The organism is Collinsella sp. AF38-3AC, from assembly GCF_003474365.1.
GTDB lineage: Bacteria > Actinomycetota > Coriobacteriia > Coriobacteriales > Coriobacteriaceae > Collinsella.
In genome coordinates this window covers 1-23,789 of record NZ_QROM01000009.1, presented here as the reverse complement: position 1 = coordinate 23,789, position 23,789 = coordinate 1, and the positions used below count along the sequence as shown (strand labels likewise).

At 59.4% G+C, this 23,789-nt stretch carries 25 protein-coding genes and 1 riboswitch; of the genes, 10 read left to right on the top strand and 15 right to left on the bottom strand.

Annotated features, from left to right (window positions below; translation table 11 throughout):
• Window positions 1–4 precede the first annotated feature (4 nt).
• The 7 genes from DW029_RS06740 to DW029_RS11265 form a co-directional block, all read right to left on the bottom strand.
• Window positions 5–604, bottom strand: a complete 600-nt coding sequence (locus DW029_RS06740; RefSeq protein WP_118345612.1) for a tRNA (cytidine(34)-2'-O)-methyltransferase — start codon at window positions 602–604, stop codon at window positions 5–7.
• Between the two features lie 101 nt (window positions 605–705).
• The gene (locus tag DW029_RS06735; RefSeq protein WP_118345611.1) at window positions 706–1,836 is read right to left on the bottom strand and encodes a GTP-binding protein; all 1,131 of its coding nucleotides are present in this window, start codon (window positions 1,834–1,836) and stop codon (window positions 706–708) included.
• 86 nt (window positions 1,837–1,922) lie between these two features.
• Window positions 1,923–2,264, bottom strand: coding sequence for an arsenate reductase family protein (locus tag DW029_RS06730; protein ID WP_022093957.1), 342 nt, complete (start codon window positions 2,262–2,264; stop codon window positions 1,923–1,925).
• A 185-nt stretch (window positions 2,265–2,449) separates the two neighbouring features.
• Entirely contained in the window at window positions 2,450–3,073 is a 624-nt protein-coding gene (locus DW029_RS06725) for a flavodoxin family protein (protein WP_118345610.1), read from the bottom strand.
• A gap of 111 nt (window positions 3,074–3,184) precedes the next feature.
• Window positions 3,185–3,328 carry a hypothetical protein gene (locus DW029_RS11270; RefSeq protein WP_233543826.1) on the bottom strand — a complete coding sequence of 48 codons (144 nt, stop codon included), beginning with the start codon at window positions 3,326–3,328 and terminating at the stop codon, window positions 3,185–3,187.
• 69 nt (window positions 3,329–3,397) lie between these two features.
• Window positions 3,398–3,697, bottom strand: a complete 300-nt coding sequence (locus DW029_RS06720) for a diguanylate cyclase domain-containing protein (protein WP_118345609.1) — start codon at window positions 3,695–3,697, stop codon at window positions 3,398–3,400.
• A 15-nt stretch (window positions 3,698–3,712) separates the two neighbouring features.
• Window positions 3,713–3,865, bottom strand: coding sequence for a hypothetical protein (locus tag DW029_RS11265; RefSeq protein ID WP_158572631.1), 153 nt, complete (start codon window positions 3,863–3,865; stop codon window positions 3,713–3,715).
• Between the two features lie 324 nt (window positions 3,866–4,189).
• Here DW029_RS11265 and DW029_RS06715 point away from each other — a divergent pair, with 324 nt between their 5' ends.
• Entirely contained in the window at window positions 4,190–5,059 is an 870-nt protein-coding gene (locus DW029_RS06715) for a patatin family protein (protein WP_117743299.1), read from the top strand.
• A 100-nt stretch (window positions 5,060–5,159) separates the two neighbouring features.
• Here the strand turns inward: DW029_RS06715 and DW029_RS06710 are convergent, their stop codons facing one another.
• The 3 genes from DW029_RS06710 to thiM are packed head-to-tail and all read right to left on the bottom strand — an operon-like array spanning window position 5,160 to window position 7,036.
• Window positions 5,160–5,855: a thiamine phosphate synthase gene (locus DW029_RS06710; protein WP_117743298.1), complete on the bottom strand. Its 696-nt coding sequence runs from the start codon at window positions 5,853–5,855 to the stop codon at window positions 5,160–5,162.
• Entirely contained in the window at window positions 5,852–6,193 is a 342-nt protein-coding gene (locus DW029_RS06705) for a thiamine-binding protein (protein ID WP_233505090.1), read from the bottom strand. The genes DW029_RS06710 and DW029_RS06705 overlap by 4 nt, the downstream gene beginning before the upstream one ends.
• Window positions 6,194–6,196: 3 nt before the next feature.
• Window positions 6,197–7,036 (bottom strand): hydroxyethylthiazole kinase, encoded by an 840-nt coding sequence (thiM, locus tag DW029_RS06700; protein ID WP_233543825.1) that lies wholly within the window; start codon window positions 7,034–7,036, stop codon window positions 6,197–6,199.
• A 51-nt stretch (window positions 7,037–7,087) separates the two neighbouring features.
• A riboswitch (TPP riboswitch) is annotated at window positions 7,088–7,198 on the bottom strand.
• Window positions 7,199–7,259: 61 nt separating this feature from the next.
• On the opposite strand from thiM, the gene DW029_RS06695 reads away from it, so the two are divergent.
• From DW029_RS06695 to DW029_RS06680, 4 genes are all read left to right on the top strand, one after another.
• Complete coding sequence (locus tag DW029_RS06695; RefSeq protein ID WP_117734552.1) at window positions 7,260–8,168, top strand: HAD-IIB family hydrolase; 909 nt, start codon at window positions 7,260–7,262, stop codon at window positions 8,166–8,168.
• A 10-nt stretch (window positions 8,169–8,178) separates the two neighbouring features.
• Complete coding sequence (locus tag DW029_RS06690; protein ID WP_118345608.1) at window positions 8,179–9,075, top strand: LysR family transcriptional regulator; 897 nt, start codon at window positions 8,179–8,181, stop codon at window positions 9,073–9,075.
• A 156-nt stretch (window positions 9,076–9,231) separates the two neighbouring features.
• Window positions 9,232–10,365 (top strand): 5-methyltetrahydropteroyltriglutamate--homocysteine S-methyltransferase, encoded by a 1,134-nt coding sequence (locus DW029_RS06685; RefSeq protein ID WP_118345607.1) that lies wholly within the window; start codon window positions 9,232–9,234, stop codon window positions 10,363–10,365.
• Window positions 10,366–10,487: 122 nt separating this feature from the next.
• Window positions 10,488–11,822 (top strand): uracil-xanthine permease family protein, encoded by a 1,335-nt coding sequence (locus tag DW029_RS06680; RefSeq protein ID WP_118345606.1) that lies wholly within the window; start codon window positions 10,488–10,490, stop codon window positions 11,820–11,822.
• Between the two features lie 61 nt (window positions 11,823–11,883).
• Here DW029_RS06680 and DW029_RS06675 read toward each other — a convergent pair whose 3' ends face one another.
• Window positions 11,884–12,549, bottom strand: a complete 666-nt coding sequence (locus tag DW029_RS06675) for an alpha/beta hydrolase (protein WP_147351880.1) — start codon at window positions 12,547–12,549, stop codon at window positions 11,884–11,886.
• Window positions 12,550–12,686: 137 nt separating this feature from the next.
• The gene (locus tag DW029_RS06670; protein WP_117734547.1) at window positions 12,687–14,000 is read right to left on the bottom strand and encodes an NCS2 family permease; all 1,314 of its coding nucleotides are present in this window, start codon (window positions 13,998–14,000) and stop codon (window positions 12,687–12,689) included.
• Window positions 14,001–14,195: 195 nt separating this feature from the next.
• Here DW029_RS06670 and DW029_RS06665 point away from each other — a divergent pair, with 195 nt between their 5' ends.
• Window positions 14,196–14,615, top strand: coding sequence for a peptide deformylase (locus DW029_RS06665; protein WP_117734546.1), 420 nt, complete (start codon window positions 14,196–14,198; stop codon window positions 14,613–14,615).
• 243 nt (window positions 14,616–14,858) lie between these two features.
• Window positions 14,859–15,824 carry a choloylglycine hydrolase gene (bsh, locus tag DW029_RS06660; RefSeq protein WP_117743292.1) on the top strand — a complete coding sequence of 322 codons (966 nt, stop codon included), beginning with the start codon at window positions 14,859–14,861 and terminating at the stop codon, window positions 15,822–15,824.
• Between the two features lie 79 nt (window positions 15,825–15,903).
• Here the strand turns inward: bsh and DW029_RS06655 are convergent, their stop codons facing one another.
• Together DW029_RS06655 and DW029_RS06650 are read right to left on the bottom strand one after the other, a co-directional pair.
• Window positions 15,904–18,153 carry a KUP/HAK/KT family potassium transporter gene (locus DW029_RS06655; protein WP_118345604.1) on the bottom strand — a complete coding sequence of 750 codons (2,250 nt, stop codon included), beginning with the start codon at window positions 18,151–18,153 and terminating at the stop codon, window positions 15,904–15,906.
• 140 nt (window positions 18,154–18,293) lie between these two features.
• Window positions 18,294–19,205: a DMT family transporter gene (locus DW029_RS06650; protein ID WP_118345603.1), complete on the bottom strand. Its 912-nt coding sequence runs from the start codon at window positions 19,203–19,205 to the stop codon at window positions 18,294–18,296.
• Between the two features lie 118 nt (window positions 19,206–19,323).
• On the opposite strand from DW029_RS06650, the gene DW029_RS06645 reads away from it, so the two are divergent.
• Together DW029_RS06645 and DW029_RS06640 are read left to right on the top strand one after the other, a co-directional pair.
• Window positions 19,324–20,181 (top strand): LysR family transcriptional regulator, encoded by an 858-nt coding sequence (locus DW029_RS06645; RefSeq protein ID WP_118345602.1) that lies wholly within the window; start codon window positions 19,324–19,326, stop codon window positions 20,179–20,181.
• 202 nt (window positions 20,182–20,383) lie between these two features.
• A complete protein-coding gene (locus DW029_RS06640) occupies window positions 20,384–21,865 on the top strand; it encodes an aminotransferase class I/II-fold pyridoxal phosphate-dependent enzyme (protein ID WP_117734733.1) in 1,482 nt (493 codons plus the stop codon).
• A 75-nt stretch (window positions 21,866–21,940) separates the two neighbouring features.
• Here the strand turns inward: DW029_RS06640 and DW029_RS06635 are convergent, their stop codons facing one another.
• Entirely contained in the window at window positions 21,941–22,351 is a 411-nt protein-coding gene (locus DW029_RS06635; protein ID WP_117734541.1) for a peptide deformylase, read from the bottom strand.
• A gap of 214 nt (window positions 22,352–22,565) precedes the next feature.
• On the opposite strand from DW029_RS06635, the gene DW029_RS06630 reads away from it, so the two are divergent.
• A complete protein-coding gene (locus tag DW029_RS06630; protein ID WP_118345601.1) occupies window positions 22,566–23,528 on the top strand; it encodes a hypothetical protein in 963 nt (320 codons plus the stop codon).
• Window positions 23,529–23,789 lie beyond the last annotated feature (261 nt).

Genomic DNA, 23,789 nt, shown 5'->3' with positions numbered 1-23,789 from the left:
TTTGTCACATTCCGGGAAAGTCTGTCTGACGCAGGGCCTCGTAGAGGACGATGGCGGCGCTGTTGGAGAGGTTGAGTGCGCTGATGCGGTAGTCGTTCGGGTCGACGAAGTTGCCGCAGATATCCTGTTGAAGGATGGCCTCGTGGCTGTCCTCGGTATGTCCGAGCGATTCCTCGTGGGCTTCCCATGCCTCGGCATTATCGAGTGAGTCACAATCGCGCAGCATCGGGATGCGCTCGCAGCGCTCAGGCGCCGCGGCAAGCAGTGGCTCGGGAATCCCCGAGCTCTCGCTGCCAAAGACCAGATAGTCACCGTCGCGGTAGGTGCTTTGCGCATAGGTGCGGCGCGCTTTTTTGGTCAGCAGGTGCAGGCGCTCGTCGGCGGGGGAGAGACCGTTGCGCGCAAGGAAATCCTCCCAGCTGGCATATGTCGTCACGTTCAGGTTTTGCCAGTAGCCCAGGCCGGCTCGACGCACCGTCTTGTCGTCGAGCGAAAAGCCCAGCGGCTCTACCAGGTGCAAGCGAGTGCCAGTGACCACGCAGGTACGGCCGATATTGCCTGTATTGGCCGGAATCTCGGGCGCGTATAGCACGATATTGAACATGAATCTCCTTGGCTCAGAATGAAAAACCACCACGAAGGGGACAGGCACCTTCGTGGTGGTTTGGCGGTTACGTGGGCGGAAAAATGCTAGCTTCGTTAAACCTAGGCGCGGTGCCAGTCGGTCAGGCAGGCATCGAGGGCGGCGATGAGCGCGTCCTTGTCCATATGACGGCCGATGATGCACAGGCTCGTCATGCGGTCGCCCGTCTCGTCGTCCCAAATCTGCATGATCTCGGGGTTCTCGTCGATAATCTTCTGCTTCTCGCTATCGGGCGCAGAATCGACAAACAGCCCGTTCTCCATCAGGCGGATCTGGTGGCCGGCCTGCTCAAACATGTAGCACATGTCCGGATCACCGGTCTGCCACAGCGGACCCTTAACGCGAATGACCTCGTCGGGCCACTCCTGCTCAACAAAATCGGTGAACTTCTGCAGGTCAAACGGCTTGCGGCGCGAGTATACAAAGGTCTCGATGTCATACTCGAGTACCTCGGGGTCTTCGTGCTCCTCGGGATGCTCCATGGCCTCGATCCAGGCGGCGGAGTTGTAGGCGCGCATAAAGTCGAAGCGGTCGGTGTCGAGCAGCTCCTCCATGGGGACCTCGCCGTTTTGGGCCTCGACAATCACGGCGTCCTTCTGCAGGCTACGCACGATGGCCTTGAGCTCGGCGATCTGCTCAGGCGTGACGGTATCGGTCTTGTTGAGGATCAGCGTGGAGCAAAACTCGATCTGCTGGATGAGCAGGCTTTCGATGTCGTCCTCGTCGATATCCTCGGCCAGCAGGTCGCGACCGCCGTTGAACTCGTCATACATGCGGGCGCAGTCGACCACGGCCACGATGTTGTCGAGCGCGAGCTTGGGCTCGCCGCCCACCTTGGCCTCGTCGCAGAAGCTCGAGATGGTGTAGGCGATGGGGATAGGCTCGCAAATCCCCGAAGCCTCGATGATGATGTAGTCGAACTTGCCCGAATCGGCGATGCCCTGCAGCTGGTTGGCCAGGTCGTCCGAAAGCGTGCAGCAGATGCAGCCGTTGGTGAGCGGGATAAGGTCGTCGGTCTCGGAAAGGCCGCCGTCGGCGATGAGGCTGGCGTCGACGTTGATCTCGCCGATATCGTTGACGATCACGGCAGCGCGGATGCCATCGTCGTTGGCGAGGATGTGGTTGAGCAGCGTGGTCTTGCCGGCACCGAGGTATCCGGTAAGCATGATGATCTTCACGGGTTTGTTGGGCATGTGCCCTCCTTTGTTAGACATGGCTTACAGATGAATCTTATGCCAAACGCCTGCTCTTATACCCACGCACGGGCAAATAACACAGGCTACTCCCAGGCTCCCCATACGTCGGGACAATAGCCGACGGTGGCCTTTTTGCCGTTGCGCACGATGGGTTCGGCCAGAACCTGCTGGTTCTCGAGCAGCTTATCAAAGCGCTGACTGGGGGTGAGATGCTGGATGAGCGCGAGCGTCTCCTCGTCCTTGGCTTTGGGGTTGAGCAGCTTGTCGATGCCGCCGACCGCCTGCATCACGCTCGTGAGCTCGCCCTTGCTCATCTCCTTTTCCTTAAGGTCGATAAACTGCACCTTAATACGGCGCTCCTTAAAATAACGCTGCGCCTTCTTGGTATCGAAGGACTTTTTGGTGCCGAAGATTTGAATATTCATGTATTTGTTCCGCCGTTCTAACGAACGGCGGTCACCTCGACGCTGCAAAGCCATCTGATGGGCAATCTGCCTTTCAATCGTCGGGCGCGGGCAAAAGCCCAGCGCCCTCCTCTTTCAAGGCACCTTGCCTCATCAGCTGGTTTTTCGCTGATATTGATAGAACATCAAGGTGACCACCGCTGGAATTATCGGATAAAGTTGGTCCTAGCGCGATCGGCCTGGGGGGCTTCGATGCCGGCGGCCTTTCCCGCCTCGATGCAACGCAGTAGCCAGGCCATGTTATTGCCGATGTTTCGCATGGTGGCGAGGCCCTCGGCGTCTTGGGCGGCCTCACCCGGCATGGCACCAAAGACGTTGTTCCAGTAGGTGGATGCTACCACGGGCATCTGGTTGATGGTGAAGTACTTGTTGAGCACGTCGAAGGTGGTCGACGTGCCGCCGCGGCGGGCAACGGCGACAGCGGCGCCCGGCTTGTGCGCAAAGGCCTTGCTGCCAGCATAAAACGCGCGGTCGAGGGCCGAGAGGATGCGTCCGCTGGGGTGCGCGTAGTAGACGGGGGAGCCAAAGACAAAGCCGTCGGCCTGCTCGGCGGCGGCAATGAGCTCGTTGACCACGTCGTCGTCAAAGGTGCAGCGGCAATCGAGCTTGCCACACTGACCACAGCCAATGCAGTCGCGAATGGGCTTGGCGCCCAGCTGAAATATCTCGGCATCGATGCCTTCGGCGTTGAGCTGCTCGGCGACCTCGGCGAGTGCGCGGGCCGTGTTGCCGTTTGCCTTAGGGCTGCCATTGACCAAAAGAACCTTCATCACAAACTCCCTCTGCTGTCGGTGACTTCTGCGGAGGATTATCGCACGAGCGGGCGGATGGCGTGGGGCGCGATGCGAAACGGCCTGTGTTTCACATCGCGCCCCACGACGCTAGTCCAGCTTGGTGCCCGGTACCTGCGGCGCCTCTTTAACCAGCGAATTGAGCTCGTTCAAAATGGAAACGGGCTGTCGGTCGACGGCGTCCAGATGAAGCGTGGCCACGCGAAGGGGCGGCTGATATTCAAATGAGCCCAAGAGCACGACGATCCCAAGAACCGCTCGATTTCGTCTGCGACCGCGTCGGTCTCTTCGGGATCAAGCTCGTCAAAGAGCGCCACGAACATCGGCCCCGTCGAGCGGAACAGACGAGTGAGGCATCTCGGAATCGTTATTCTTGAGCAGGACCTCTCGACAGTGCTCCAGACGCTCGGCAAGGTCATCCTCGGTCGCAATCGTAGACAGGATGGCAAACTCGTCGCCTCCCAGACGAAATGCCGCCTCGTCCACCTTCATATATAGCTTGAGATAGAGGCTTACCTGCAAGATATAGCGGTTTCCCTCGTCATGCCCAAAGATATCGTTGCAATGCTTAAGGTTATCAATGTCGATAAACGCCATGGTCACGGGCAGTTCCTGCTCTCAGATTTCCTCTAGGGAACGGGCAAAGCCGCCACGGTTGCCAAGCCCAGTAAGCTGGTCGGTAAAGGCAGTCCTGATCAGATCGTCCTGACGCTCGAGAAGGTCACGGATGGTCTTTTCGAGCGTCTCGGTGTAATTGCTGGCGATATCCATGCTGTAAGCGGCTTTCTGAGGTCGGGGTGTATTGTGTCGGGCGAGCTCGTTGTACACACGCGTTGCTGCTCAACGCTTTGCGTGTATCCAGGCCCCCGCCTTGCTGCGTCGCTGGTTTAATATGTCGGTCCGTGTTCGCTGCTGATAACTATTGAGTAGTATAAACAACAATAGAGGATTGTATATGGGTGCCCCTGCCGCGGGCGGCTATTATTCGCCAATCGGTAGCGTGGCGATGCGATGCTCGATATAAATGCGACTGAGTCGGTATATGTTGACGGGTATACTTGTTCCGGTTTAAAACGCAGGAACGGAGATGGTTGCATGGCACAGCCAGATACGACGCGCACGGTGGGGCTTGCGCTCGAGGGAGGCGGCTACCGTGGTATGTATACGGCGGGCGTGCTCGACGTATGGATGGAGCACGGCTTGACCTGCGACCATATGGTGGGAGTCTCGGCGGGCGCGGCGTTTGGCTACAACTTTAAATCGCGCCAGATCGGCCGCGCCATTCGCTACAACAAGGCCTATTGCGCCGACAAGCGCTATGCGAGCGTGACGAGCTGGTTGCGAACCGGCGATATGTTCAATGCCGAGTTTGCCTATCATGAGGTACCCATCGAGCGCGATCCCATCGATCTGGAGGCATATCGCGCCTGCCCCATGCGGTTTACGTGCGTATGTACCGATCTTAAGACGGGGCAGGCCGTCTACCATGACCTGCCCTATGGCGACGAGCGCGATATTGAGTGGATCCGGGCGTCGTCGGCGATTCCCGTGGCGACGCGTCCTGTTGCCATCGAGGGTCGTAAGTACTTGGATGGCGGTGTTGCCGATTCCATTCCCAGCACTTGGCTGTTTGAGCAGGGTTATGACCGCAACGTGGTGGTGCTGACGCAGCCGGCGGGCTTTGTAAAGCAACCCAATAGCGTGATGCCCATGCTGCGTCGCGTGTATCGTCACTATCCGGAGTTTGTCGCGGCTCTTGAGCATCGGCACGAGGTCTACAATGCCACGCTCGATGACCTGGCGCGCCGCGAAGCCGCTGGCGAGATCTTTGTGGTGCGGCCGAGCGAATCGGTGAAGGTGCCGTCGCTGTGCCGCGAGCCCGATGAGCTCGAGCGCATCTATCAGATCGGCCGTCGCGATGCGGAGGCGACGCTGCCGGCGCTGGAAGCGTATCTGGCGGGGTAGGGGCCACGGCGGAAAGCGCATCCCAAAATGGACGTCCAAACTGGGATGCGCTTTCCGCTATTGAAGATATGGGGCTGCGGAGCAGCTGCTTGGCATGGGCCTATGCCTGCTGCCAGGTATCGACGAGCTCCTTGGCTGCGGCGTAGGGGTCGTCGGCACTGCAGACGGCGCTCACCACAAAGAAGCCGTCGACGCCGGTGGTCTTGAGCTGCGGAAGATCGGCCGTTTTGACGCCGCCGCCCACCACGATGGGCACGGGGCTTGCCGCATGGAGGGCAGCCAGGTCCTCAAAGCTCTTGGTGATGATGGAGCCGTCGGCAGCACGTCCGCAGTCGCGCTTGGTCTCGGTCTCGTGGAGCGGGCCTACGCCCAGGTAATCGACCAGGCTCATGTCGGCGGTCTTGACGTACTCGAGCATCTCCTCGCAGCGGGCCGAAAGGCCCACGATGGCATCTGGGCCCAAAAGTTTGCGGCAGACCTCGACGGGGATGTCGCTCTGGCCAACATGCACGCCGTCGACAGCGATGCCCTGCTCGCGTGCGGCGAGTACGCAGTCAAGACGGTCATCGATCAGCAGAGCGACCTGTCCGGTTTTGCCGGCCTGAGCGATGGCCTGTGCGGCATCGCCCGTCAGTGCGATGATCTCGCGGGCACTTGCCACCTTGGAGCGCACCTGGATGCAGGTAAAGCCGGCATCGAGCGCCTGGGTCACCACATCGCTCACGGGGCGTCCGAGGGTGTTTTCGGGGCCGAGTACCAGGTAGGCCGAGATATCAAGGTTGTCGCGGATGCTCATCGTGCTTCCTCCTGCTTTTTGATCTGCGCTTCCATGCGCTCGAGTTTGCCGGTCATGGTGTCGGTAAATCCGGGTCGAATATCGGCTTTGAGCACGACTTCGGTGCGGATGCCCTTGCTCGCCAACACGAAGGTCGCGTCGCGCACGACCTGCATGACCTCGTCCCAGTCGCCCTCGATCTCGGTGAACATCGAGGTGGTGCGGTTGGGAAGGCCGCTCTCGCGAATGACGTGTACGACCTCGGCGACTTCGGCAGATAGCTCGTCGCCGGTGCCGCACGGGGCGATGGCCACAGCGACGAGTGTGTTCATGCCGGCATTGGTTGCGGGCTTGGACATGGCTTATGCCTCCTCGAGCTCGAGTTGGTTATCGGCAATGTCCTGGGCGGTTGCGCGGTAGAGCTCGTCGATAAAGGCGACCTTAAAGCTTGCCGGGGCATCGGCGACGGCGGCGGCACGCGTGCCGGCAACGTTGTAGACGGCGGTGCCGCAGATGGCCGCCGTAAACGGGTCGGTGGCGCAGGCGTACACGGCCAGCACGCCGCCCTGCGAACAGCCGCAGCCGGTGATCTTGGACATGAGTGGGCTGCCGCCGTGGGACTTGGCAACGGTCGTGCCGTCGGTAATCAGGTCGACTTCGCCCGAGACCACTACGGCGCCGCCGGTGTAGCGGGCGAGCGCCACGGCGGCATCACGGGCGGCGTCTACCGTGTCGGTGGTATCGACGCCACGCACGCGGCTCAGATCGGCCGCTTCGCCCTCAAGGCCCCACAGACCGGCGAGCGCGATAATCTCGGAGGCATTGCCGCGCACGATGGCGGGCTTGTACTGCTTGAGTTCGTTTACCAGTTGGGTGCGCAGGCTGCCGATGCCCAGGCCCACCGGATCGAGCACCCAGGGCTTGCCGGCGTCATGTGCCGCCTTGGCCGCGCGGGGAATCGTCTGCTCGTAGATGGGGAAGAGCGTGCCCATGTTCAGATAGATGGCGCCGCCGCCGGCAACGAGTGCCTCGCCCTCGTCGGGCAGATAGACCATGGCGGCCGAACCGCCCACGGCGAGCTGCGCGTTGGCGACAAAGTCAATCGTTACCGTGTTGGTGATGGAGCCGGCCATGGGATTGGTGGCACGAATCTCCTCCACGGCCATGACCACGTTTTGCTTAAGCTGTTCCGAATCGATCACTGCACATGCCTCCTTGGCATAGAAAAGGGGCGCTGTGCATAGACAGCGCCCCTAAAAAGGCGGCATGCTCCCTACGCCAGCATTAACTGACAGGTTCAAAGGATTGGGCCCCACGCCCTCTCAGCCTTGTGGTTTGCACCGCCGGCACTCCCGCATCGAATCTGTTGTTCCCTATACTAGCGCATCGGTACAATGGTTAGGATGAAAACGACTGGGGGACCTTATGATCAAACTCGTGCTGACCGATATGGACGATACGCTGATTCCGGCCGGGCATGACGGCGCCAGCGACTATGCCATCGAGGGCATTCATGCCATGCAGGCGGCGGGTCTGCACTTTGGTCCGGTTTCGGGTCGCCAACCGTCTGCGATGGGCTGGATGTTTAAAAATCATTCCGAGTGTTTTTCGACCGGTGCATTCTGCAACGGCCAGGTCATGTTTGTCGATGGCGAAGTGGTCGCCTCGCGTGCGACCGATAACGATGCGCTTATGCGCTTGGCCGCCTATCTGGAAGAAGAAACCGACGATACCTATCTGAAGGTATACAGCTTGGGTGATGGCTTTTGGGATAACGATGCCTATTGCGTGACACGTGATGCCGAGCGTGTGCGCCGCGCTATGGAATCGGGCGGCAATGCGTGGCTCAAGGGCGAAGAGGCCCCGTGCCGCCCTGTCGTCGATGATGCGCCGGTGTTCAAGGCGAATATCTGGAGCGCCCGTTCGCGTGAGGAACTCGCGGAGCTACGCGAGCGCGTTGCCGCCGAGGTGCCGGAGCTCTCGCTTGTGTTTCCCAACAACCGTGTGCGCCTGTTCGACATCCTTCCGGCTGGTTGGGACAAGGGCTGCGCTGCGCTGGAGCTGGCGCGCGCTTTGGGCCTAACGCCCGACGAGGTGGCCGTATTTGGCGATTCCGATAACGACCTGCCCATGATCGATGCCGTTCCCAACTCCGTTGCGGTCGCCAATGCCAACGAGGCCGTCACGGCTGCCGCACGCTGGCATATCGGCGCTGCGGCAGATGATGCGGTTGCCGCAGCGCTGCATCAGATTGCCGCCTGCGCCGCGACGGGTGAGATGCCGTCATTTATGCGTCAGATGAACGCGGCAGACTTCGGCATCGCGAACGTCTAGGGAGAAAGCCATGAAGCTTCAGCAGCTCAGGTACGTTGTAAAGGTTGCCGAATGTGGCAGCATCACCGAGGCCTCGCGTCGCCTCTATGTGTCGCAGCCTTCGATTACCGCGTCGATTCGCGATCTCGAAAACGAGATGGGCGTGCATATCTTTGAGCGCACCAACAAGGGTGTCATTGTGTCCGATGAGGGCGAGACCTTCTTGGGCTATGCGCGCCAGGTGCTCGATCAGGCTGATCTGCTCGAGGACAAGTACAAAGGGGCATCTGAGCAGGTGCCGCATTTTAGCGTGAGCTGCCAGCATTACTCCTTTGCCGTCAACGCGTTTGTCGATGTGATCCGTGAGTTCGATGCCGCGCGCTACGACTTTACCCTGCGCGAGGAGCAGACCCACGAGATTATCGAGGATGTCGCGCACATGAAAAGCGAGTTGGGCATCCTGTACTTATCCGAGCACAACCGCGAGGTTATTGAGCGTATGCTCGCTGCCAATGAGCTTGTGTTTGAGGGACTCTTTTGTGCCGCGCCGCACGTTTTTGTATGCGCCGACCATCCGCTGGCGACCCGCTCCAGCGTGACGCTCGAGGACTTGGAAGATTATCCGTTCCTGTCCTACGAGCAGGGCAGCTACAACTCGTTTTACTATTCCGAGGAGCTGACCTCGACGTTTGAGCGCCGCAAGAATATCCGCGTGCGCGACCGTGCGACGTTGTTCAATTTGGCCATGGGCCTCAACGGCTACACGGTGTGTTCGGGCGTGATTAGCCACGAGCTCAACGGCCCCGGCATTATCTCGATTCCGCTCGACGTGGACGAGTACATGGAGATTGGCATCATCACGCGCAAGAACACGACGCTCACGCGCTACGGTCGGGCCTATATCGACGCGATTCGTCAGCATATCTAGGCTGCTGTGCTCCCCACGGTTCAAGTCCCTTTATGGTAGTCCAGAGTGACATAGGAAGCATCTATATCAAACTGTTATAAACGTATATTTTACGATGGCCATATGAACGCTCATACTCTGTCCCGGTAAAGCAACCAATGCAAAAGGGAGATATCTATGAGCACTTCGATTCAACCGAACGCACCGTTTCGCGCCGATATCGTCGGCAGCTTTCTTCGTCCGCAGGCCGTAAAGGACGCTCGTGCTGCCTATACGGCAGGCACGCTTGATGCCGAGGGGCTTAAGGCCGTCGAGGACGATGCCATCCGCGATTTGGTGGCAAGGCAAAAGGCCGCCGGCCTGCAGGTCATCACCGATGGCGAGTTTCGCCGCAGCTACTGGCACCTCGATTTTATGTGGGGGCTGAACGGCGTCGAGCGTCGCACCTCGCGTACAGGCTATATGTTCCACGATGAGGAGACTACCGCCGACACCGCCGTGGTAACCGGTCCCATTAGCGGCGAGAATCATCCGTTCGTCGAGCACTTCAAATTTGTCAAGGCGCTCGAGGGGGAGGGTCAGGTCGCGCGACAGACCATTCCGGCGCCGATCCAGACGTTCTCCGAAGTCACGCTCGACCGCTGCGATGGCCAGCAGGAGAGCCTGCGCGCCGTCTACAAGACCGACGAAGATCTCGCCGATGCCATCGCCGCAGCATACCGCACCGTTATTGCCGACCTGTATGCCGCAGGCTGCCGCAACATTCAATTTGATGACTGCACCTGGGGCATCTATTGCGATGCCGACTTTGTGTCTAAGACCGGTATGAGCCCGGTTGACCTGCAAAAGGTGAGCGAGCTGGGCGTGGCGCTCAACAACGCCGCAATCGAGGGCAAGCCCGATGACCTTGTCATTAACACGCACGTGTGCCGCGGCAACTACCACTCTACCTATGCTTTTGAGGGCGGCTATGGCCCCATCGCGCCGTACCTGTTCGCACACGAGAACGTCGATGCGTTCTATCTTGAGTTCGATACGCCGCGTGCCGGTGGCTTTGAGCCGCTCAAGTACGTTGCCCCCGGCAAGAAGGTCGTGTTGGGCCTGGTGACCACCAAGGCGGCAGAGCTCGAGAACGAAGACGCCATCGTCGAGCGCATCCGCGAGGCGGTAAAGTACGTGCCGCTCGAGAACCTGTATCTGTCTCCGCAGTGTGGCTTTGCCAGCTGCGAGATTGGCAACAAGCTGACCGAGGACGAGCAGTGGGCAAAGATTGCGCTGGTCAAGCGTATTGTGGAGCGTGTCTGGAAATAACGATGCCGTTCGCAGGCGGCGGCGCGTGCGAGGCGCTGCGTATCGCGTACAATGGTTCGGATCGTATCGTTCGGGCAGGTTATCCGATATGCCCGATCGCCCTTCCATTCGAAAGGACATCAATGTCCCAGCTCTCGACGCCCGCCGTTAGCGATGCCATCTACGACGCATCGTCGCTCGGCCGCCCGCGCATGTTCCTGCTCGGTCTGCAGCACCTGTTTGCCATGTTTGGCGCCACGGTGCTGGTGCCCGTGCTCACCGGTCTCTCGGTGTCGGCAACGCTTTTGTTTGCCGGCTTGGGCACGCTGCTGTTCCACTTCCTATCGCGCGGTAAGGTGCCGGCATTTTTGGGCTCATCGTTTGCCTTTATTGCCGGTTATGCCGCAATTGCGCCCAACGGCGAGGCCGAGCTTTTGCCCTACGCCTGCCTGGGCGTTGCCTGCGCCGGTCTGCTCTATCCGGTGCTGGCAGCGCTGTTCCGCGCCTTTGGCGCCAAGCGCGTTATGCGCTTCTTTCCGCCGGTGGTGACCGGCCCCATCGTCATTTCCATCGGCCTGATCTTGGCAAGCTCTGCTATCGCCAACTGCCAGACCAATTGGCTTGTTGCCGTTGTCGCTGTGGCCGTCATTGTCGTATGCAATATTTGGGGCCGCGGCATGGTCAAGATCGTGCCGATCCTGCTGGGCGTCGTGGTGAGCTATGCCGTCGCGGCTGCGTTGGGTGAGGTCGATTTTTCGGGCGTTGCCGCCGCTCCGTGGGTCGGTCTGCCCATCGTGTGGGACAACACCGTGTTTGCGCTCTTTGGCCCGCAGTTCGATAGCGGCCTTGCCACGACGGCCATCATCACCATTATGCCGTTGGCCTTTGCGACCATGATCGAGCATATCGGTGACATCTCGGCTATCGGCTCCACTTGCGAGCGTAACTACATCGCCGATCCTGGTCTGCATCGCACGCTGCTCGGTGACGGCTTTGCCACGATTCTGGCTTCGCTCTTTGGCGCTCCGGCCAACACCACCTATGGCGAGAACACCGGCGTGCTCGCCCTGACGCGCGTGTTCGACCCGCGCGTGATCCGCATTGCCGCGTGTTGTGCCATCGTGCTTTCGTTCTGCCCCAAGTTCGCTGCGGTCATCGCAGCCATGCCGGCATGCGTTATCGGCGGCGTGTCGCTCGTGCTCTACGGCATGATCAGCGCTGTGGGCGTCCGTAACCTCATCGAGAACCAGGTCGATTTCCAGAACAACCGCAACGTGCTGGTGGCCGCTCTGGTGCTTGTGCTTTCGCTCGGTATTGCGTACAGCACCGCTGGCGCCATCGTGCTGGAGCTGGGCGGCGTGACGATTTCGCTTTCCGGTCTTGCCGTGGGCTCGCTGGTGGGTATCGTGCTCAATGCGATTCTGCCCGGCAATGATTTTGAGTTCGATACTTCTGAGCTTGAGGAGGCTGCTAAGTAGCAGCTGCGTTCAGCTAAAACAAGATATGGTGCCCATGCGTATATGCGCGTGGGCACCATTTTTAATGCGTCAGTATCCAGTGGATGCCGCGCACCATGCGCAGGTCAGTTTGGGCAAAGTGATTGCCGGGGTTGAGCTCCAGCGTTGTTGGAATGTCGCGCTCGATAAACAGCTCTTCCATCGCGCGCGTATCGTCGAGTACGTGCCGCATCATGCGGTTGGGCGTCTTGGTTTCCTTTTTACCGAGCGACAGATAGGTGGCGTCGGGCGTAGCTGTCATCGTGCGCTCGCGCGCGTAGTCGATAAAGCCGGGGAACCACAGCGACCCCGATGCACTCGCCGCGCGCTCAAAGACATCTGTTTGCCAAAGTGCCCACAGTGCAAAAAGACCCGCCAACGAGTAGCCGGCAACGCCGCGCCAGGCGGGCGGTTGCGGGAGCGATGATTCGGCCTGGGGGATTATCTGCTTCAACAACTCGTCAAGAAAACCAGCAGCCTGTCCGCCAAAGGGCTCGGCATCTCGTATAGTTCCGTCACATGCCCAGGGGCTCAGCTCGCGATTCCAATCGAGCCCTCCAATGGCGACAAGGGTGAACGGCGGGCAGTCGAGCTCTCGGCAGCGCTTGTAGACTTCACTACCGTCGCCCATGGCAACGGGGAGGTAGATGACGGGCGCGCCTTCCACACACTCTGAATAAACGGTTATCTGCTTATGATGTGCTTCCAAGGCAGGCTTCTCTCGGTGTTGTGATATTGACAGCCTCAATTGTCGCACGCTGGTACGGGGACAGACGCTAAAAGAAAGGCACGGAGCCGCTCGATGCGACTCCGCGCCTTGTTGTTTTGCGTTAGCAGACTATGCCGTTACGCCACGAAGAAGTAGACGAGGAAGGCAAGGGCTGCGATCCACATGAGCGGCTTGATCTTGGAGGCCTCGCCCTTAAAGAGCGCGACGACCACGTAGGCGATAAAGCCCAGGCCAATACCGGCAGAGATGGAGTAGGTGAAGGGCACGCCGGCGACAATCATGAACGCCGGGAAGCCCTGCGACACGTCGGACCAGTCGATCTCGGAGACCTCGCTCATCATGAGGTAGCCGACGTAGACCAGGGCGCCGCAGGTGGCGGCACTGGAAACGATGGAGACGACGGGGGAGAAGAACGCGGCGAGGATGAACAACACGCCGGTGGTGACGGAGGTGAGGCCCGTGCGGCCACCGTCGGCAGCGCCGGAGGTGGACTCGACGAAGGTGGTGATGGAGGAGACGCCCATAAAGCCACCGGCAGCGGCGGCCACGGAGTCAACGACCAGGATGGGGCGGATGTCCTCGACATTGCCGTCCTCGGTTAGGAACTCGCCCTGCTTGGCGACGGCCATCGCGGTGCCCATGGTGTCGAAGAAGTCACTCATGAGCAGCGAGAAGGCAACGACGAGCAGCATCGGGTCGGTCAGGACCTTCACGATGGCCATGTTGCCGTCGGCGGTGCTGGCAAACGGGGCGCCAAAGGTCGAGAAGTCGAGCGGGGCGATAAGGCCCTCGGGCGCATGGGTGACGCCCAGCGGGATACCGGCGATAACGGCGACGATGATGCCGATGAGCAGCGAGCCCGGCACGTTGCGGGAAGCCAGGGCAACCGTCACGACGATGGAGATGATGCCGACGATAAAGGTGGGGGAGGTGATGTCGCCCAGGCCGACAAGCGTACCGGCGCCAGCGGTGATGATGCCGGCATCGCACAGGCCGATCATGGCGATGAACATGCCCAGACCAACCGAGATGGCGTGGCGCAGGACCACGGGGATGGCGTCCATAATGGCCTCGCGCAGGCCGCAAAGGACGAGCAGCAAGATGACGACACCCTCGAGGAAGATAACGCTCATGGCCACGTGCCAGTCACCGCCGCACATGGTGGTGGTGATGCCCGCAATCATGGCGTTGATGCCCAGACCCGACGCGCAGGCGAGCGGGCGGTTGGCGAAGATGCCCATGCAGATGGTCATGATGCCGGCGCCCAGACAAGTGGCGCAGGCGAGCGCTCCCGCATCGATGCCGGCGCCCGAGAGCACCGCGGGGTTGACGGCGATGATGTAGGCCATCGCCAGGAATGTTGTCAGTCCAGCGCGAAGTTCGGTCCCGATTGTGGACTTGCGCTCACTGACGTGAAAAAGTTCGTCCATGCATACCCTTTCCTTGTTCGGCCCCGAGTTTAGGCCGATTGACACGAACTTCCTTACTATATCGCCTTTTTATAGTTAGTGTTCCTCGCATGTTGATGTTCGGCGCTTTGGGGGGCAGACGTGCGGTATTTTTCGTATGAAAATGTGTAGGTACCGTATACTTAAGCGGTTACAACGAACTCTTTGGAGGAACGTATGATTAAAGAGCTCTGCCGCGACGAGGTCATCCTGTCCCAGCGCTGCGAGGTTGCGACTGTCGAGGACGAGTCGGTCGCACAGGACCTGATCGATACCATTAAGTCGCTCGAGGATGCCGGCTGCCTTGCCGCCAACCAGATTGGCGTCACCAAGAAGGTCTGCGTCTATCTGGACGATGCCGGCGAGCCCCACGTGCTCTACAACCCCCGTCTGGTGTTTGGCCTGGGCGCCAGCAAGATGGAGGAGAGCTGCCTGACGCACGACGAGATCACCAAGTCCACGCGCTACATCAAGTGCAAGGTTGCCTTTGACCAGATCGTCGACGGCAAGATGAAGGAGTGCCGCCGCGACTACGCAGGTTTTGAGGCACAGATGATCCAACACATGATTGATCACTGTCTTGGCAAGTTGGTCTAAGGGGACCAAAGCACCGCACCTTGCCGCTCAATCGTCGCTCGCGTACCTTAAGTACGCTTCGCTCCTCTTTCGTGGCAATCTGCGGCACTTTGACCCCTTAGACGACCTGCGGGGTTGACTTGGTTGGGTCTATCTTGCTTGTAAAGTCCGGGTATGACATTGTTGTCATGTCCGGACTTTTTGTTTAGCGCTCCTTTGTTTGGTGACAATGACCTTAGTAAGAACATTGAGCTAGGAGGCGCTATGTGCACGAGCATTCGATTTACCGATAATTCTGGCCACATGTATCTAGGCCGCAACCTCGACTGGAGCTTTGACTACGGCCAACAGGTTCGTGTGATGCCGCGCGGGTTTCACATTCCGTATTCGTTTATCGACGATGCGTCGGCGGCACACGCGGTAATCGGCATGTGCATCGATTACAAGAACTATCCCATGTTTTTCGACTGTGGTAACGATGCGGGTCTGGCTGTGGCGGGGCTTAACTTCCCCGGCTATGCCGAGTATGCCGAGGGCCCGGTTGATGGAAAGACCAATATCGCGGCCTATGAGTTTCCCCTGTGGGTGGCAGCGACGTTCTCGACGGTCGATGAGGTCGAGGCCGCGCTGCGCGACACGGTGATTGTCGCCAAATCTGCCGGAGAGGGGCTGGGCGTGTCGCTGCTCCATTGGATTATCGGCGACAGCCAGCGCAGCATCGTGGTCGAGATGATGGCTGACGGCCTGCATGTATACGACGATCCGGTCGACACCCTTGCCAACCAGCCGACCTTCCCGTGGCACATGGAAAACCTGCGCACCTATATCACAGCCACAAGCGATTTTCCGCAGACGGCGACATGGCGTGGCGCCGAGCTCAAACCCTATGGCGCGGGTGCCGGCATGCGCGGCATTCCCGGTGACTGCTATTCGCCGAGCCGTTTTGTAAAGGCGGCGTACCTCAATGCCAATTACCCGCAAAAGGAGAGCGAGGCCGAAAACGTCGTCCGCATGTTCCGCTCACTCGAGGGCGTGGTGATGATTGAGGGGGCGTCCAGGATGGGCGATGGCAAGTTCGAGAAGACTATCTACACCGGATGCTTTAGCGCGCGCACGGGCAATTATTACTATGCGATGTATGAGGATCCGTCGATTCGCTACGTGAGCCTGATGGATGCCGAGGGCGCGAGCCCCGATAGGCTCGTGGTTCCCGAGCCGCGTCGTTCGTAGCCGTTAGCTTTACTGCAATGCAAAGCGGCCCTGCGTCTCTCGTGAGGTGCAGGGCCGCTGTCGTTGATTTGTGACGTCGCTAGAAGTTGGCGTCGTTGAGTTGTTCGTTCTCAAGACCGTCGAGCTGTTGCTGTTCGGGCGTATCGGCGACACTCTCGAGCAGCTCGGTGGGATCGACGTTCATGTCCCTACCGGCCTCGTTGCCGTTGACCAAGTCGTCCGAGAAGATGTCGACTTCCATTTCCTCGGCCTCTTCGATCTGAACCTCGAGCGGCACCTGGGTGCGCACGAGCTTAACGGCCGGGCGCATGCGGGCAAACAGCGGCACGTACTCGATGATGATGGCCGAGTTCTCAAGACCGTACCAGCGTGCCGGGCTTCCGCAGGCGCGGCGGACGGCGTACTTGATGGCCATCACGCGGTGGTCGTTGCGGTTGATGTCCGTTTCGGGGGCGAGCATCTTGCGCAGCATGCAAAAACGGAAGTCGCCCACGTTGCCGCGCGTCTCATAGATGGAGTAGGTGTGGTGCTGCGGCGGCAGCTCGCCCGATGCCATCAGGTCGCCAACGATCTGGCGCAGGTAGGCATTAACGCGCTGGTTGACCTTAAAGCCCAGGTCCAGGCGCACGCGGAACAAAAAGTCCGTGCCAAAGGTCTCGACGGAATACTCGTGCGTATAGGGCTCATCGGTGACATGCACGTTAATGAACCAGTATGCCTTGGCGCGCTTGGGATGTTTGTCCAGGATGGAATAGAGCACGTCGCGGTCGAGTGTGAGCGGATCGGGGCTGTTGGTGAGGAACACCAGGTTGTCGGCGAGCACGGGATAGGTCTCGTCGTTGCGCAGGCGGTTGAGCTGATCGATGTACTTGGAGACCGGCAGCAGGATCGTCTGCGTGCGCTCGATGGCGGTGCCGCGGCGCCACACATACATAAGGCCAAACAGCAGCGAGGCCAGGAAGATCATCACATAGCCGCCGTCAAAGAACATGGTAAGGCACGAGGCGAAGAAGCACAGCTCAATGGCACCGAAGAGCAGGTTGAAGACGCAGGCACCCAGCTTGTGCTTGAGAATGCCGGCGATATAGCTCGTCAAAAGCGTCGTGGTCATGAGCATGGTCACGGTGATGGCGAGGCCATAGGCGCTTTCCATGCGCTCGGAGTTCTGGAACAGCAGCACGATAAAGATGCAGCCGACCCACATGAGTTTGTTGACGAGCGGAATATAGAGCTGGCCCTTGGTGTCGCTGGGGTAGTGGATGCGCAGATGCGGCATAAGGTTGAGGCGCGTTGCCTCGGATACCAGCGAGAACGAGCCGGTGATGAGCGCCTGTGAGGCGATGATGGCCGCCACGGCCGAAAGCACGATGGCAAAGGGGCGTAGAGGCTCGGGAAGCATCATATAGAACGGGTTGACGATATCCATCGCGAGCATCTGGGGGTTGGAGTTATTGGCGAGTAGCCAAGCTCCCTGACCCAGATAGTTGAAGATAAGGGCCGCCTTAACAAATGGCCAGGATGCATAGATGTTTGCCTTGCCCACGTGGCCCATGTCCGAGTAGAGTGCCTCGGCACCGGTTGTCGACAGGAAGACAAAGCCGAGCACCATAATGCCCGAATGGTTGATGGGCGAGAACAGGAACATAATGCCGCGGATGGGGTTGAGCGCGCGCAAGATGGACAGGTTGCCGAGCATGTTGAACAGACCGGCGCCTGCCAGGAACAGGAACCACAGCGTCATGAGCGGGCCGAAGAGCTTGCCGATTGACGAGGTACCGGCGCGCTGCATGGCAAATAGGCCGCAGATAATGATGATGGTGATGATGATGACGTTGGTCTGGCCGTCGCCCAGCAGCGCATGGCCCCATTCGATGGTGCGCAGACCCTCGATGGCTGTGGTGACCGTGACGGCGGGGGTGAGGATGCCGTCGGCAAGCAGTGCCGCGCCGCCGATCATGGCGGGCAGAATCAGCCATGGTGCCACCTTGCGTACGAGGCTGAACAGGGCGAAGATGCCGCCTTCGTTGTGGTTGTCGGCCTTCATGGCGATTACCACGTACTTGACCGTGGTCACGAGCGTCATGGTCCAGATGACGAGCGAAAGCGCGCCCAGGATCATGTCCTCGCTGACGGTACCGATGCCGCCGTTGTTGGCGACGATTGATTTCATGGTGTACATGGGGCTCGTGCCGATGTCGCCATAGACGACGCCGAGCGTTACGAGAAGCATGCCAGCGGAGAGGGGGATGGCTCCGTGCCCGCCTTGCCCGCGCTGGTCTTGGAGGTTTGCCTCCAACTTGTTGTGTGCCACGTGGACTCCCTTAGACATCCGGTTATCTGTCCTGAGCAGATAACTTTTATGCCGTCTTTATACATACAAGAGCAGTTTGGCACATCGGGTATTTTTAGACAATAATCCCCAGCTGGGGATTATTTATGTACGTAGGTAGTATTTCAAAACAGGGGCTTTTAAGCGCGTACTGTCTGGGCGATACCGGCCTTGGCGCTTGCGCGCTTGCCAGCGAGTTCGCAAAAAATCGCGCCGCCGATGATAAGTGCGGCGCCCATCAGGCGGACTGGCGTTATAACTTCACCCAAAAGGACGGCGGAGAACACGACGGCCGAGAGCGGCTCGAGGTAGCCGACAACCGCGACGGTCTGCACGGGCAGCTTGGCGACGGCGCTAAAGTAGAGCAGGCAACCGATGCCGGTGTTGACGACGCCGAGCATAGCGACGGCGCGCCAATCGATGCCTGCGGCGATGCCGGGGGAGAAAAACGAGGGAGCGCCTTGGGTGACGAGCGTAAGGACCAGCGCGGTCACAAAGGCGGCGCTCAACTGGAGCGCGGAGTTCTCGAGACCCTCGATGTGTGGCGCACCCTTGCTAGCGATGACCATCAGCGCATAGCAAAATGCCGAGGCGATGCCGCAGACGATGCCCGCAATGGGCATGTTGCCGCCGAGACCTTGCGCTGCAATGAGAAAAGCGCCGCAGGCGACGGCGATAAAGCCGGCGATTTTGCTGCCGGTCAGTTTTTCGCCAAAGATAAACGGCGAGAGGGCCATGACGATGATGGGGCCGCAGTAGTACAGCAGCGAGGATACGCCGACGCCGATCGTCTGGTAGGCGCAGAACAGAAAAATCCAGCTGGCGCCCAGCGCGGCTCCCGAGAGAAGGAGTGCTGCGGCTTCGCGGGGACGAGATGGCGCCTGCAGCTTATGGCGTTGGGTGATAACGAGGATGGTGACAAGCGAGAGGGCTCCCAGAAAGGTGCGCAGCAGCACGATATCGGAGCTCGGCAGCGCGATGGCAGCGGCGATGATGCCGTTGGAGCCAAACAATAGCAATGCTGCTAAGTACGTAAACAGTCCGTTGTTCATGTGCTTCCGTCCCCTTTATATCCGAACATGTTCACTATGGGTGAGGTGGCTATAGAAGAAAAGCGAATATAATGCATGGATAACATGACAAAAACTCATGTAAAGGTGGAGGGGTGCCGTGGAAACGAATATTCAAAAGATGCAGGTGCTGCTCGAGACCGTGCGCGCCGGCAGTTTTACGCGCGCCGCCGAGCGGCTGAGCTATTCGCAGTCGGGCGTGAGCCGTATGGTGGCCGATCTTGAGGCAGACTGGGGCTTTAAAGTGCTCGATAGAAGCCGCGAGGGCGTAGTGCTTTCTTCCGATGGGCGGCAAGTTATGCCGGCGGTCGAGGCGTTATGCGAGGAATTTGTTCGTTTGCAGCGACGGGTGGATGAGATGCGTGGGCTCATGCGCGGCAAAATCTGCATCGGTACATTTTCGAGTGTGGCGACCCATGTGCTGCCGCCGGTGATTGCGCGCTTTCGTGCCGATCACCCGGACGTCGATTATGAGTTGCTGATGGGCGATTACTCGGAGATTGAGCAATGGGTGGCGGAAGGGCGCTGCGACCTGGGCTTTATTCCGCGTGAGCCCCGAGGAAACGGCATGACATCGCGGGCGTTGGTGCAAGATGAGCTGATGGCGGTGGTGCCGGCAAACTCTTCACTTGCCACTGCAAAGGCCGTTTCTCTTGCTGATTTTGCCAACGAGCAGTTTATTCTGCTGGAACGTGGCAGTGACGATGAGATTACGCCACTGTTCCGTCGTGCGGGCCTGGCGGTGCGCTCGAAGCTGTCAACCTGGGATGACTATGCGATTATGGCCATGGTCGAGGACGGTCTGGGTGTGAGCATACTTCCGGCGCTCATCTTGCGCCGCTGCCAGTTCGATGTTGCCGTGCGTCCGCTCGAGGGACATCCTCATCGGCTGATCAATGCGATATATCGCACGGCCGATGTTTCGCTTGCCGCCGCTCGTTTCCTCGAATACCTCTAAACGAGCGCACGTCGTTATCGCCTTGGGATAAATCTCGAGGTTTGGCTCATTTTATTTTTGAAATTGAACTTTTCGAAATAGCACGGCGTTATACTGCTGCCTAAATTGAACTCAGGTTCAATTCGTGTTCTACAAATTGAACTTTGCCAGCAAGGAGGTTCTAGTGGCCCAAGAGACGTTTAGCGATCGCCTGCGACAGGCTATGTCCGATCGCGACGTTCGCCAGTCGGACGTGATCCGCGCATCGGAGATGCTCGGCAAAAAACTCGGCAAGAGTCAGATGAGCCAATATGTGAGCGGCAAGACGATTCCGCGGCGCGATGTGGCAGAGCTGCTCGCCCGTATTTTGGAGGTCGATGTTACCTGGCTGCTCGCCAGTGACGCCGATCAAGGCGAGACATCATCGCCCCGCAACGTTTCCAAACCCGAACCCAACCCCTCGGCTCAAATTGCAAGGAGCGCCACCATGCGTACTTTTTCTAAATCCAGCAAGCTCGACAACGTCCTCTATGACGTGCGCGGTCCCGTCGTTGACGAGGCCGCCCGCATGGAGGACGAGGGCGAGCGCATTCTCAAGCTCAATATCGGCAACCCCGCGCCCTTTGGTTTTCGCACGCCCGACGAGGTCATTAAGGACATGCGCCAGCAGCTGCCCGACTGCGAAGGCTATTCCAACTCGCGCGGCCTGTTCTCCGCGCGCAAGGCGATCATGCAGTACTCGCAGATCAAGGGCCTGCCCAATGTTCAGATGGAGCACATCTACACGGGCAACGGTGTGTCCGAGCTCATTCAGCTTTCGATGAACGCACTGCTCGATAACGGCGACGAGATCCTGATTCCCAGCCCCGATTACCCGCTGTGGACGGCGTGCGCAACTCTTGCCGGCGGACATCCCGTGCACTATCTGTGCGACGAGCAGGCGGATTGGTATCCCGATCTGGAGGATATGGAGTCCAAGATCACGAGCGCGACCAAAGCCCTCGTGATCATCAACCCCAACAACCCCACGGGTTCCGTCTATCCGCGCGAGGTGCTCGAGGGCATCGTCGAGATTGCACGCAGGCATCAGCTGATGATCTTTGCTGATGAGATCTACGACCGTCTGTGCATGGACGGCTACGAGCACGTCTCCATTGCATCGCTTGCCCCCGACCTGCCCTGCGTTACGTTTAGCGGCCTGTCCAAGTCGCACATGATTGCGGGCTATCGCATCGGTTGGATGGTGCTTTCGGGCAACCAGCGCTGCATGAGCGACTTCATCATGGGCATCAACATGCTTTCCAACATGCGCCTGTGCTCCAACGTGCCGGCTCAATCGATCGTTCAGACGGCACTCGGTGGACATCAGTCCGTCAACGACTACATCCGTCCCGGCGGCCGTGTCTACGAGCAGCGCAACTTTGTGTATGAGGCGCTCAACAAGATTGATGGCATCTCGGTGGTCAAGCCGCGTGCGGCGTTCTACATCTTCCCCAAGATGGATGTTAAGAAGTTCAACATCACCGATGACGAGCAGTTTGCCCTTGACCTGCTGCACGAGAAAAAGATCCTGATCACGCGCGGCGGCGGCTTTAACTGGGCCGAGCCCGACCACTTCCGCATCGTGTACCTGCCGCGCATGGAAGTACTAAAGGAGTCGCTCGAGGACCTCGCCGACTTCTTCGATCACTACCGCCAGAGCTAGTGGGATAGAAGTTCCGCACTATGAAAAGCTCCCTGCAGTTGCTTGGCTGCAGGGAGCCTTCTTGAATTGGCGGAACTATATAACGATTCCTTGGCAGTGGTCGATTTCGTGTTGGATGATCTCGGCGGTGTAGCCTGAGAAGTTTTTGATGCGGTGGACAAAGCTCTCGTCCAGATATTCCACCTTAATGCGGCGATAACGAGTGCAGGGACGCTCGCCGACGAGCGAAAGACATCCTTCACTCGTCTGGTAGGCGTTGACCTTCTCAAGAATTTGAGGGTTGTACATCAGCAGCGCCCTGTTGTCGTCCTTTACGCAGATGATGCGCTTGCGTACGCCGATCATGTTGGCGGCAAGGCCCACGCACTCGTGCTCGTGTTCGTGCAGCGTGTCCAGAAGATCCTGCCCGGTCGCGGCGTCGTCGGGCCCCGCGTCTTCGGAAGGCAGGCGCAAAAAGAACTCGGATTTCATGATGGGCTTAATCATGGCGGGCTCCTTAAGGTGGATGCGTTTGGTTCAGGCCATGATACCGCGACATGTCGCATTAATGTGTGCACATAGATTCTGCAGCTAGATTGGATGGCGACACCATAAACTAATGGACGTTTTGCCGAGAGGCATGAATGTTTAAAGCGCAAAGAGTGCGCGACGGGCCCCGCGAATGGGGCGATGATGCCCGAGAGGGCCAAGAAGGAGTCTCATGTCCGAGAACGAAGAGATCATGAACGAGACCGAGAACGAGACCATGGCTGCCGAGGTCGAGGCAGTCGAGACCGTGGAGACCGAAGCTGCCGAGGTTGAGGTTGCTGACGAGGTTTCCGCCGAGGAGGAGGCCGAGGTTGTCGAGGCCGCCGTTGATTACGATGACGAAGAGCTGATGGACAAGATGCAGAAGGCCGCCCGCCTGCTGCGTAGCCGTCGCTTTGCTATTTCCAAGGAGGAGGAGGCCAAGGCCGAGCGCATGGCGAACATCGAGCGCGCCATCAAGCTTCTTGACCTCAAGCCCAAGATGGAGCAGAAGGAAATGTCCGACCTCCTGGGCATGCGTCTCCGTGAGCTCGATGGCCTGATGGCCGAGGCCGAGGCTGCCGATCTGGTCGGCCGCATCGACGACGCCGAGGGCGATATGCGCAAGATCGTTGTCTTCGCTGCCGAGGATGCCGCTGAGGGCCTGGTCGAGCTTGCCAATAAGAAGGAGAAGCTCCTGCCCGAGCTTTCTTACGAGGAGGCCACCGAGCTGATGGCCGCTCTCGATAAGGTTATCGCTCCGCTCGTCGCCATGGGCCTGGATGAGGACCGCGGTCCTCGCGGCGGCCGTGACGATCGTGGTGGCCGTGGCGGTGACCGTGGCGGCCGCGGCGGCTTTGGCGATCGCGGTGGCCGCGGTGGCGACCGTGGCGGTCGCGGTGGCGATCGTGGCGGCCGTGGCGGATTTGGTGACCGTGGCGGCGACCGTGGCGGTCGCGGCGGCTTTGGCGGCAACCGTGGTGGCTATGGCGACCGCGGTGGCAACCGTGGCGGCTTCGGCGGCAACCGTGGTGGCTATGGCGACCGCGGTGGCAACCGTGGCGGCTTCGGCGGCAACCGTGGTAACGACCGCGGCGGTCGCGGTGGCGATCGTGGCGGCCGCAACGGCGGCGGCTTCCGCGGCAACCGCTTTTAGGGGTTACGCGGTTCTACGAACCGCGTAACTAGTTGACGCTACGCGCCACCCAGGGCGACAATTTGTCATTCAAAAGGCAAGGCATGACCAGAAGGTCCATGCTTTGCCTTTTTCATGCCAACTTGTTCGCCCTGGGCGGCGCTCGCTGGCGTTTCCGAAACATCAGCGTAATTGCTGTTGCCAAAATGATCTGTTGGGTAGCTTATTTCCGGCACTTGGGGACGTTCCTTTTAATATGAGCAGGACATTGTCAAGAGGCAA